Annotated in this window: 9 protein-coding genes and 2 pseudogenes; 4 read left to right on the top strand and 7 right to left on the bottom strand. The window is 66.0% G+C overall.

Features of this window, described 5'->3' with window-relative positions:
• Positions 1-217: pseudogene (locus tag MRY84_RS13335) on the top strand (hypothetical protein); the annotation flags it as partial.
• 42 nt (positions 218-259) lie between these two features.
• Here MRY84_RS13335 and MRY84_RS13330 read toward each other — a convergent pair.
• The 7 genes from MRY84_RS13330 to MRY84_RS13300 all read right to left on the bottom strand — a co-directional run bounded on the left by MRY84_RS13330 (position 260) and on the right by MRY84_RS13300 (position 7,867).
• The gene (locus MRY84_RS13330; protein WP_291506199.1) at positions 260-1,222 is read right to left on the bottom strand and encodes a DMT family transporter; all 963 of its coding nucleotides are present in this window, start codon (positions 1,220-1,222) and stop codon (positions 260-262) included.
• Between the two features lie 195 nt (positions 1,223-1,417).
• On the bottom strand, positions 1,418-2,995 hold the full coding sequence (gene garD, locus MRY84_RS13325) for a galactarate dehydratase (RefSeq protein ID WP_291506198.1): 1,578 nt from the start codon (positions 2,993-2,995) through the stop codon (positions 1,418-1,420).
• Between the two features lie 34 nt (positions 2,996-3,029).
• On the bottom strand, positions 3,030-4,058 hold the full coding sequence (locus MRY84_RS13320) for a lactonase family protein (protein ID WP_291506197.1): 1,029 nt from the start codon (positions 4,056-4,058) through the stop codon (positions 3,030-3,032).
• 6 nt (positions 4,059-4,064) lie between these two features.
• Positions 4,065-5,348 carry a TRAP transporter large permease gene (locus MRY84_RS13315; protein WP_291506196.1) on the bottom strand — a complete coding sequence of 428 codons (1,284 nt, stop codon included), beginning with the start codon at positions 5,346-5,348 and terminating at the stop codon, positions 4,065-4,067.
• 2 nt (positions 5,349-5,350) lie between these two features.
• Positions 5,351-5,869 (bottom strand): TRAP transporter small permease, encoded by a 519-nt coding sequence (locus MRY84_RS13310; protein ID WP_063458920.1) that lies wholly within the window; start codon positions 5,867-5,869, stop codon positions 5,351-5,353.
• A 102-nt stretch (positions 5,870-5,971) separates the two neighbouring features.
• The gene (locus tag MRY84_RS13305; protein ID WP_291506195.1) at positions 5,972-6,961 is read right to left on the bottom strand and encodes a TRAP transporter substrate-binding protein; all 990 of its coding nucleotides are present in this window, start codon (positions 6,959-6,961) and stop codon (positions 5,972-5,974) included.
• 87 nt (positions 6,962-7,048) lie between these two features.
• Positions 7,049-7,867 (bottom strand): NAD(P)-dependent oxidoreductase, encoded by an 819-nt coding sequence (locus tag MRY84_RS13300; protein ID WP_291506194.1) that lies wholly within the window; start codon positions 7,865-7,867, stop codon positions 7,049-7,051.
• Between the two features lie 130 nt (positions 7,868-7,997).
• Here MRY84_RS13300 and MRY84_RS13295 point away from each other — a divergent pair, with 130 nt between their 5' ends.
• From MRY84_RS13295 to MRY84_RS13285, 3 genes and pseudogenes are all read left to right on the top strand, one after another.
• Positions 7,998-8,726, top strand: a complete 729-nt coding sequence (locus tag MRY84_RS13295) for a FadR/GntR family transcriptional regulator (protein WP_291506193.1) — start codon at positions 7,998-8,000, stop codon at positions 8,724-8,726.
• 288 nt (positions 8,727-9,014) lie between these two features.
• Positions 9,015-10,454 (top strand): aldehyde dehydrogenase family protein, encoded by a 1,440-nt coding sequence (locus MRY84_RS13290; protein WP_291506192.1) that lies wholly within the window; start codon positions 9,015-9,017, stop codon positions 10,452-10,454.
• 686 nt (positions 10,455-11,140) lie between these two features.
• Positions 11,141-11,367, top strand: a pseudogene (locus MRY84_RS13285) (hypothetical protein); the annotation flags it as partial.

The following is an 11,367-nucleotide window of genomic DNA, read 5'->3' as shown; positions in this document are numbered from 1 at the left end:
GCTGGGCGTGCGCGAGCTGATCGACCGGGGCCTGCTGGTGGAGGTGCTGCCGAGCCACCCTGCCCCGCCCATGCCCGTGACGCTGCTGTATGCCCACCGCCGCCACTTGCCAAAGCGCGTGCGGGTGGTGATGGATTGGCTGGCAGACGTGGTGCAGGCCCATCTGCGGAACGAGGCACCTGCGGCACCCACACGCGAAACGCTCCTGAAAACATAGCTGCTTGCGCTTGAACCACAAGCGCTGGAGCCCGAAAAAGCGCTAAACCCTTCGGTGCGTACCTCCCGCCGCCGTCGCAGCGGGCCTGGCAGGCGCCTCCCGTGTCACCAGCCAGATGCCCGCGCACACCAGCACCAGGGCCAGCAGGTTCTTCCATTCGAGCAGCGCCTCACCCAAAAACAGCGCTGACAGCGCCGCGCCAAACACCGGCACGGTGAAGTTGAACACCGTGACCTGGCTCACCCGGTTGTGCTTGAGCAGGACGCTCCACAGCGAAAACGCGGCCGATGACAAAAGCGCCAGGTAGAACAGCAACACGCTGGAGCCCCAGGTAAAACCCGACAGCGATCCGCCCAGGCCCCACCCGATGGCCAGCAACGCGACCCCGCCAATGCCCAGTTGCCATCCAGTCATCACCACCGAGTCCATGCGCTGCGACACCTGCTTGCCGTAGATGCTGGCAGCGGCCAGCACGAAGGCGGCTATCACCACAAAACCTTCGCCCAGCAGCGTGAAGTCCATGTTCAGCGTGCCGCGCCCAAGGTTCACCACCATCACCCCCGCAAACCCCACCACGCAGCCCCACAGCTTGGCGTGGCTGAGGCGGTCGTTGTGATAGACCCAGTGCGCCAGCAGCACGCTGAAGAACGTGCCGGTGGCGTTCATGATGGAGCCCTTGACGCCCGTGGTGTGCGCGAGGCCCACGTAGAAAAACACGTATTGCAGCGTGGTCTGTGCCAGGCCCAGCACCACCAGTTGCCGCCCGCCCGCAAGACCCAGCCCCCAGATGGCCTTGCGCGTGGCCACAGCCCAGGCCAGCAGGATCAGCCCCGCGCCCAGAAAGCGCCAGCCGGCAAACACCAGCTGCGTGGGAATGTCGTTGCGGGCAATGCCGAACCAGGCGTAGCCGGTCTTGATAGCGGGGTAGGAGCTGCCCCAGAGCAGGCAACACAGCAGCGCCAGTGCCACCACGACCTTGCGGTCGGAAAATCGGGTGTGACCCATTGGGATTCGTCTTTCTCAAGTGAAACAGCCCGTCGACGACGGGCTGCAGGGCTGCGGTGTGGGCAGACAGTCTCGTACCGATCTGCATCCAAAACCCCAACCGTTCGGGCTGAGCTTGTCGAAGCGCCTTGCAAGGCCTCGACATGCTCGGCCCGAACGTTTGGCGGGATGAGCGAGAGTTCTGATCAAGCCCTATCAAGTCACTGGTGCCGGGTTGAACAGCACCAGCGCGTTGTGCAGCTTCCAGTGCTCCGCCCAGGTCTTCTTGCGGCCACTCGCCACGTCGAGCAGCAGGTGGAACATCTCCCAGCCCAGGTCTTCGATGGTGGCCTCGCCGTCGGCGATCTTGCCGGCGTTGATGTCCATCAGGTCGTGCCAGCGGCGCGCCAGGTCGCTGCGCGTGGCCACCTTGACCACGGGGCATTCGGCCAGGCCGTAGGGCGTTCCCCGCCCGGTGGTGAACACGTGCAGGTTCATGCCCGCGGCCAACTGCAGCGTGCCGCAGATGAAGTCGCTGGCGGGCGTGGCGGCGTACACCAGGCCGCGCTGGTCGCGGCGCAGCTTCTCACCGGGGGCCAGCACATGCGCAATGGGCGCGGTGCCGCTCTTGATGATGGAGCCCATGGCCTTTTCGGCAATGTTCGACAGCCCGCCCGCCTTGTTGCCCGGCGTGGTGTTGGCCGCGCGGTCCACGCGGCCGCGGTCCAGGTAGCGGTCGTACCAGCCCAGCTCGCGCACGATGGCCTCGGCCACTTCGGGCGTGGCCGCGCGGCTGGTGAGCTGCTCCACGGCGTCGCGCACCTCGGTGTTCTCACTGAACATCACGGTGGCGCCGGCGCGCACCAGCAGGTCGGCGCAAAAGCCCACGGCCGGGTTGGCCGTGACGCCCGAGAACGCATCGCTGCCGCCGCACTGCACGCCCACCACCAGTTCGCTGGCCGGGATGGTCTCGCGGCGGCGGGCGTTCAGGCGCTCCAGATGTGGCCGGGCGCTTTGCACGATGTCGTCCAGCATGGACATGAAGCCCACGTGGTGATCGGCCTGCAGGCACACCGCCTCGGGGCCCAGCGCGGGGTCGCGCTCGTCCACGATGGGGAAGCTGCCCGGCGGCAGCAGGCGATCGGGCTGCAGCTTCTCGCAGCCGAGGCTCACCACCATGACCTCACCGCCAAAGTTGGGGTTCAGGCTGATGTTGCGCAGCGTACGGATGGGGATGACCGCATCCGGCGCGTCGATGGCCACGCCACAGCCGTAGGTGTGTTCGAGGCCGATCACATCGTCGACATGCGGAAACAAGGGCAGCAATTCGGCCTTGATGCGGCGCACGGCCTGCGCCACCACACCCGCCACACACTGCACGGTGGTGGTGATGGTCAGGATGTTGCGCGTGCCCACCGAGCCGTCGGCGTTGCGGTAGCCCTCGAAGGTGTAGCCCACGAGCGGTTCGAGCACCGGCGTTTTCACCGTGGCCATGGGCAGGCCTTCGAGCGCGCGGGCCGAGGGCATCTGCAGCAGGCGCTCGTGCACCCAGCTGCCGGCCGGGATGTCTTTGAGCGCATAGCCGATGGGCACGTTGTAGCGGCGCACCACGCCGCCTTCAGGAATATCCACAAGCGCCACCTTGTGGCCCTGCGGCACTTTGTCGCGCAGCGCAAGGCCTGCGCCAGGCACGCCCTGCGGCAGCACGGTGCCTGCAGGCAGGCCACCGTCGTTGGCGACGATGGCGACGTTGTCATCCGCGTGCATGCGGATGGTGAGGGCAGGTCGGTTCATCGGTGGCGCGGTTTCGTCAGTTGCTGCAATCTCATCAGGCATCCGGCTGCATTGGGAGCATGGTGATCCAGTTCGGGTTGAGCCCCACGTCGTGCTCGGCCACCTGGGTCAAGGCACCGCTGGCAGGTGCGATCCGATGCACGCCCACCCGATGGCTGATCTGGCCTGCAGCCACCAGGTGGCGGCCATCGGGCGTGATGGCGAAGCCACGTGGCTGCAACTGGGTGGACCAATGGCCCGCAGGTATCAGCAAGCCCGTGTCCGCATCCACTGCGAATCCGGCCAGCGTATGGCTGTTGCGTTCGCTGGTGTAGAGCCAGCGGCCATTCGGGCTCAGGTGCAGGTCTGCACCCCAGGCGATGCCGGTGAAGCCGGGCGGTACGGTAGGCAGGCTTTGCAGCAGTTGCAGGTCGCCCGTGTCTTCATCCCACGCCAGCACGTGCACACAGGCATCGAGTTCGCCCAGCAGGTAAATGCGGTCGCCGCGCGCATTGAAGCGCAGATGGCGGGGGCCCGTGCCCGCGGGCAGGGCAAATACCGCAGGGTCCGTGGGCTCCAGCACGCCCGTGTCCGCGTCCAGGCGATAGCGGTGCAGTTGGCCGCCCCCCAGCGACGCCGCCAGCACAAAGCGGTTGCCCGGGCTGGCCAGCGCGCTGTGGGCGTGGCGCCCAGTGGCGTACGTGGAGGCCTCCCGCCCCGCCACCACCACACCATCGGAGGCAATGGCCTGCACAGCGATCAGATCCGCGCCGTAGGAGGCACTCAGCAGCCAGCGCCCCGTGCCATCGGTCGCCACATGGGCCATGCTGGCGGGCAACGCGGCCTCGCTCAACACCTCGGCCCGGCCCGCACGCGCATCCACCGCCAGGGTGACCACGGCCAGCGGGTCGCTGCGGCGCGCCACATGCAGGCGGGTGCCGTCCGGGCTGAGCGCCATGGGCATGAGCTGCCCGCCCAGCGCCAGGACCTGTTCCGTGCGCAGCTGCCCCGTTTCGGCTGCCAGGTGCAGTACGTGCAATTCGCCATTGTCGGCGCAGGAGACAAAAACCAGAGCGTCTGCCATATCCGTTCAGAGGCCCATCGCCCGCGGCAGCCATAGCGAAATGGCGGGCACATAAGTCACCATCAGCAACACCACAAACAGCGCCACGAAGAACGGCATCATGGCCCGGGTGACAATGCCCAGCGGCAGCTTGGCCACGGCAGCCCCGGTGAAAAGCACCGTGCCCACGGGCGGGGTGATGAGGCCGATGCCCAGGTTCACCATCATGATCATGCCGAAGTGCACCGGGTCCACGCCCAGCAGCTTGACCACGGGCAGCAGGATGGGCGTGAGGATGAGGATCAGCGGCGACATGTCCATCAGGCAACCCAGGAGCAGCAGCATGATGTTGATGAGCCCCAGGATGACGTATTTGTTGTCCGACATGCTGGTGAGGAAGGCCGTGACCTTCATCGGGATCATCATCATGGTCATGAGGTAGCCAAAGGCTGCCGCAAAGCCGATGAGGATCATCACCACCGTGACGGTCTTGACGGTGCGGTGCACCAGCTTGGGCAGGTCGCGCCACTTGTAGTCGCGGTAGATGAACATGGTCACGAAGAACGCCCACACCACCGCAATCGATGCCGACTCGTTGGCCGTGAAGACACCCGACAGGATGCCGCCGAGGATGATGACCATGGTCATCAAGCCCCACAGCGCCTCCACGCAGATCTTGAGTGCCTGGCGCATGGGGATCACCTCGCCCTTGGGATAACCCCGCTTGTGCGCCGTGAACAGGCACAGCGCCGCAAGCGTGAGGCCCATGAGCAGCCCCGGCAGCACACCGGCCATGAACAGCGCGGCAATCGACACCGTGCCGCCCGCCGCCAGCGAGTACAACACCGCGTTGTGGCTGGGCGGAATCAGGATGGCCTGCACCGAGCCGCTCACGGTGACAGCCGTGGCAAAGGGGCGCGGGTAGCCCTTCTTTTCCATCTCGGGGATCAGCACCGAGCCGATGGAGGCCGTGTCGGCCACCGACGAGCCCGAGATGGCGCCAAAGAAGGTGGACGCCAGGATGTTGACCAGCGACAGCCCGCCGCGGATGAAGCCTACCAGCACGCCCGCGAAGGCCACCAGGCGCCGCGCCATGCCGCCCTCGGCCATGATGGCGCCGGCCAGCACAAAGAATGGAATGGCGAGCAGCGAGAATTTGTTGACGCCCGAGGCCACCTGGATCATCACCGCGTCCAGCGGCAGATCGATCCACAGCGCACCGGCCAGGGCCGACAGGCCCAGCGAATAGGCGATTGGCACGCCAATCATCATGAGCGCAAAGAAGGTGCCCAGCAGTACCAGGGTATCCATGATCAGGCGCCTTCCGTCAGTTCTTCAAAACGCACGATGCGCCGGTGGTTCTGCGGCCCGAAGACCATCTTCTCCAGCACGAACAGCAGCGTCACGGCTGCGCCGATGGGCAGCGACGCATAGGTGGCGCCCACGGGCAACCAGGGCAGCTCGGCAATGCCCTGGCCCCAGGTTTCAATGCACAGATTGGTGCCATACCAGGCCACAAAGCCGCAGATGACCAGCATGAGCACATCCACCAGCACCGCCAGCAGTCGTTGCAGCGGAGCAGGCAGTTTTTCAGTGAGCATGTTGACGGCAATGTGGCCACCCGCACGGTAGGCCGCCGCAGCGCCGATGAAGGTGAACACCATCATCAGCAGGATGGCGATGGGCTCGGGCCATTGCGAGCCCGTGCCCATCACGTAGCGGCTGAACACACCCCACGGGATGATCAGCGACATGAAGAAGATGGCGGTGCCGGCAGCCCAGATGGTGGCCAGGTAGAGCCGGTCCATCCAGCGCAAAAATGGGTGGTCCATACAAGCAGGTGTGAAAGGCCAGAAGAAAGAAAAGGCGCGGGCACCCCATCAGGAGCTAGCTCACCCGCGCACGACGCAAAAGACCGCAGTGATTCGCCGCGCTTACTTCACCGCCTCGATGCGCTTCATCAGGTCCGCATAGTTGGCGCCGTACTTGGCGCGCACCGGGGCGGTGGCGTCGTAAAACGCCTTGGTGTCCACGTTGATGAATTCGACGCCTGCAGCCTTGAGCTTGGCGGTGTAGTCCTCCACGCTCTTGTCCCACAGGGCGCGTTGCTCCATCTGCGCTTCACGGCCCAACTTCTTGAGCAGGGCCTGGTCGTCCTTGCTGAGCTTGTCCCACGTCACCTTGGACACCACCAGCAGCTCGGGGATGATCAGGTGGTTGGTCTGCGTGTAGTACTTGGCGCCGGTGTTGTAGTGGTTGCTGGTGAAGAAGCTGGGGGCGTTGTTCTCGGCGCCATCCACCACGCCGGTCTGCAGCGCGGTGAACACCTCGCCATAGCCCATGGAGATGCCATTGCCACCCATGGCGTTCATGGTGTCCACGAACAGGGGGTTGCCCATCATGCGCACCTTTTGGCCCTTGAGGTCCGCCGGCGTGCGCACGGGCTTCTTGGTGTACAGGCTGCGCGAGCCGCCGTCCATCCAGCCAATGGCCACCAGCTTGGCGGGCGAAGCGCTGATCTTGGCCAGCAACTCGTCGCCGATGGGGCCGTCGATCACGGCGCGCATGTGGTCCTGGCTGCGGAACACGAAGGGCATGTTGAACACATTCACCTCCGGCACCACCGTGCCCACAGGGCCAAGCGAAGTGCGCAGAATGTTGATGGCACCGAACTGGGTCTGTTCGATCATTTCCTTTTCACCGCCCAACACGCCGCCCGGAAAGGTCTGGATCTTCAGCCGCCCCTGCGTGGCGGCTTCCAGCTTCTTGCCCATGTTTTCCACCGCCACCACATTGGGATAGCCGGCAGGGTGGACATCGGCCGCTTTGAGGACCATGGACTGGGCCTGGGCGGCGGGGGACATCAGCGTGAGCGCGGCCACGGCAGCTGCACTGGCGGCAAGGGCAAAACGGCGAAGGATCATGGTGGTGTGTCTCCGGTACGGGTTGTTGTCAAGGTTTTACGGTATGAAGGCAGCGGTGGCGCAGCGGCGGTGCGTGCAGCGCCTGCATCAATCGAACGGCCCCGTGCGCACGAACGGGCCGCCCTGGTAGATCACTGCGGGGTCGGTCATGTCGGGATGCGGGTCGGCCGCTTCCACCTTGGCGCGGAAGGGCTCGGAGCTGTCCTGCGGGCGGTAGCCGATGTGGCGAGCGAGGGTGTTGTCCCACCAGGTGGTGGTGTTGTCGCCCATGCCGTAAATGATGCTGTGGCCCACCACCGGCGCGGTGAGGCTGGCGACGACCAGACGCTCCAGATCGTCGTAGCTCATCCAGGTGGCCAGCATGCGGCGGTTCTTGGGCTCGGGGAACGAGGAGCCAATGCGCAGGCACACCGTCTCGATGCCGTAGCGGTCAAAGTAAAAGCGGGAGAGGTCTTCGCCAAAGGCCTTGGACACGCCGTAGAGGCCGTCGGGTCGGGCCGGGTCCGCTAGGCCCACGACCTCGTCCTGGCGGTAAAAGCCGGTGACATGGTTGGAGCTGGCGAACACCACGCGCCGGACGCCCTGCTTGCGCGCCGCCTCGTACAGGTTGTAGGCACCCACGATATTGGCCTGCAGGATCAGGCTCCACGGCTGTTCGGTGGACACACCGCCCAGGTGCACCACGGCATCCACGCCTTCGAGCAGGCTGAACATGGCGCCCGCGTCTTCCAGCCGGGCGGGCTGGATCTCTTCCCCCTCCCCTGCAGCCCCCAGATCGGCGATGTCGGACAAGCGCAGCGTGGTGCAGTAGGCCTTGAGCCGCGAACGCAGTTCTTGGCCCAATCCCCCTGCGGCGCCCGTCAGAAGCAGGCGTGAAAAACGGATGGGCGTGGGATGGCAAGGCATGGCGGTTACAAAAGCAGAGGTTCTTGGTACAGTGACAACACTCTTGTTGAACGTCATCAGTTGTCGTACAACAAAATATGAGGCAATGTACTGCTTCTGCCCACGAGGCCACATAGGGATAACACCAAGAATGAGCACCGATACCGAGCTTCGCCGCAAGCCCCGCACCCTGGCCCTGGAACTGGTCGAATCCCTGGGCGACCGCATCCGCGACGGCCGCCTGGCACTGGGAGCCAAGCTGCCTACCGAGGCGGCCATCATGGCGGAGTTCAACGTGAGCCGCACCGTGGTCCGCGAGGCGATCTCGAAGCTGCAGGCCTCGGGCCTGGTCGAGACGCGGCACGGCATCGGCACTTTTGTCCTGGGCCTGGGCCAGGCACCGGGTTTCAAGATCAGCGCCGATCAGGTCAGCACGCTGCGCGATGTGATTGCCGTGCTGGAACTGCGCATCGGCGTGGAAACCGAGGCCGCCGCGCTGGCCGCCCAGCGGCGCACCGAGGCCAACATCGCGGCAATGCGCGAGGCGCTGAACGCGGTGGCATCGGCTGTCGATGCGGGGCGGGATGCGGTGGCGGCGGATTTCCAGTTCCATCTGGAGATTGCCCGCGCAACGCAGAACAGCCATTTCGCGGAACTGATGGGCACGCTGGGCAGCATGATCATTCCGCGCGCCCGGCTGGACGCCACCGATGCCCTGAACGACGAGCGCCGCCAGTACCTGCGCCGCGTGAACGGCGAACACGAAAGCATCTATGACGCCATCGTGGCGCAGGACCCCGACGGCGCACGCGCCGCCATGCGCACGCACTTGGCCAACAGCCGCGAGCGCCGCCGGCGCGCGCAGGCCGAGGCGGGCTGACATCGGCCGGTGGCGCCGGCCGTGATGGCGGGGCTCGCCACCCCCGCTGGCCCTTGGCAGCCAACCATCGCAGCGATTTATGTTGTACGATGACATACAACGAAAGGCTTTCCATGGCTTCCTTCCCCGCGCGGCCGGCAGCTTGCCCCATTGCTCGAAGCGACCCACCACAAGCCGCGCCAGCCGGTGGCCGTGCCTGCGCCCAGTGCCTCGGAGCACCGGCCGCAACCGCTCGGTCTCTGGCGACCCGTCCTTGTTTCAACCCCTGATCCAAACCACCTCACCACCATGCATGCAAACCTGATTGGCGGCGCCTGGACCGATGGCGTCCGCACTTACCAGAACACCAATCCCAGCGATACGCGCGATGTGATCGGCGACTACGCAGTGGCCAGCCGCGAGCAGGCGCTGGACGCCGTGGCCGCAGCCCATACGGCCTTCCCGGCCTGGAGCGTCTCCACGCCACAGCAGCGCATTGACATCCTCGACGCCGTGGGCAACGAGATCATCGCCCGCAAGGCCGAGCTGGGCGACCTGCTGGCCCGCGAAGAAGGCAAGACCCTGCCTGAGGCCGTCGGCGAGGTGGGCCGCGCCGCCGCCATTTTCAAGTTCTTCGCTGGCGAGGCCCTGCGCCCGGGTGGCGAGTTGATCCCGTCCGTGCGCCCCGGCGTGGGCATCGAGATCACACGCGAGCCGCTGGGCGTGATCGGGCTCATCACGCCGTGGAACTTCCCCATCGCCATCCCGGCCTGGAAGATCGCACCGGCCCTGGCTTACGGCAACTGCGTGGTGTTCAAGCCCGCCGAGGTGGTGCCCGGCTCCGCCTGGGCGCTGGCCGACATCCTGCACCGCGCGGGCCTGCCGGCCGGCGTGTTCAACCTGGTGATGGGCCGTGGCTCCGAAGTGGGCGCCGTGCTGCTGGAGGACGAGCGCATTGCGGGCGTGAGCTTTACCGGCTCCGTCGGCACCGGCCAGCGCGTGGCCGCCGCCTGCGTGCCGCGCGGTGCCAAGGTGCAGCTGGAGATGGGCGGCAAGAACCCCTTCGTGGTGCTGGACGACGCCGACCTGAACGTGGCTGTGGGTGCGGCCATCAACAGCGGCTTCTTCTCCACCGGCCAGCGCTGCACCGCCAGCAGCCGCGTGATCGTGACCGAGGGCATCCACGACCGCTTCGTGGCCGCCATGGTCGAGAAGATGAAGACCCTGAAGGTGGACGATGCCCGGAAGGCCGGCACTGACATCGGCCCCGTGGTGGACGACCGCCAGCTGGCGCAAGACCTGGAATACATCGCCATCGGTCAGCAGGAAGGCGCCAGGCTTGCCTTTGGCGGCGAGGCGCTGGAAAAAAACGCGGATGGCGCGCCCGGCTACTACCTGCGCCCCGCCCTGTTCACCGAAACCACGCCCAGCATGCGCATCAACCGCGAAGAAATCTTTGGCCCTGTGGTGAGCGTGTTGCGCGCGAAGAACTATGAAGAAGCGCTGGCCCTGGCCAACGACACGCCCTTTGGCCTGGCCAGCGGCATCGCCACCACCAGCCTCAAGTACGCCACGCACTTCAAGCGCCACGCCCAGGCCGGCATGGTGATGGTGAACCTGCCCACGGCGGGCGTGGACTACCACGTGCCCTTTGGCGGCCGCAAGGGCAGCAGCTACGGCCCGCGCGAGCAAGGGCGGTATGCGGCGGAGTTCTACACGACGGTGAAGACGGCGTATACGCAGGCATAGTGCAGCGCTGAGCTTGCGGGGGGGCGCGACACCCGCCTCTTGAATTGAAACGAAGGGCACCAACCCGCGCCCTCGTTCCGCGCCCAAACCTTGCCCACCCCGCAGCACGGCTTGGCACTGTTCGCCACCACCGAAGCGCCTGCCAGGGCGGCCGAACGGGTTGCGTCGCGCTATGCAAAGGCTCAGGAAGAAGGAAAGCGCCAAGCCGAAAAGCAGCTGGAAACTGCGGCGCGAGCTGGGCGACCTGATGCGCCGGAGTCAGGGCACGCCCGGCACGGCCTAGCGCGCAGCCGCACAAAGCGCGCGACAAAGAAAAGGGACTGGCCCGAACGCACACTGCACCGCCTAAGCTGCTACGGCTGGCTTGCGAGGCTTTGCAATACCCCAGCAGTTCTCCATAGACCTGCGGGCGGGACTCCAGCACCCCGCATTCCGCCTGCAGTCCCACCGTCTGCGTAAAAGTCTGTAACCCGCGCAGCCTCATCGCATTCATTCTCCGGGTACAGAATGCTCCTGATTTAATAGCATCTTGCGCAAGCTGCATGGGTCCTGCAGCCGTATTTCCGGTACGTCCCACGGCCCACGCTGTCCCGCCCCATGTAGGGGGCATTCCTAGCTAGGAACGTCCCTAGCTAGGAGCCTTCCCAGTTACGCAACGCCCCGCTGGCCCGGCACAGTCGCGCGCCATGCAAGTTGCCCCCTCAGCCGCCGCCTACGCCCCCGCCCCTGGCGACCTGGCCAGCCAGCCCGCTCCTGGCAGCACACCAGGCTTCACAGACCCGCCCCAGGACAACGCCAGCACCTCCCTCTTCGCCTCCACCGACAACGCCCCCAGCACCACACTGGCCCAGATGGTGCAGGCACCGACCAAGCCCTTGCTGCTCACCCCCGAGAGCGCAGCGGACCTGGGCAT

It is taken from the genome of Acidovorax sp., assembly GCF_022763525.1.
Classification (GTDB): domain Bacteria; phylum Pseudomonadota; class Gammaproteobacteria; order Burkholderiales; family Burkholderiaceae_C; genus Acidovorax.
Note: the sequence above shows the minus strand (reverse complement) of the source record. Positions and strands in the feature narration are given on the sequence as shown.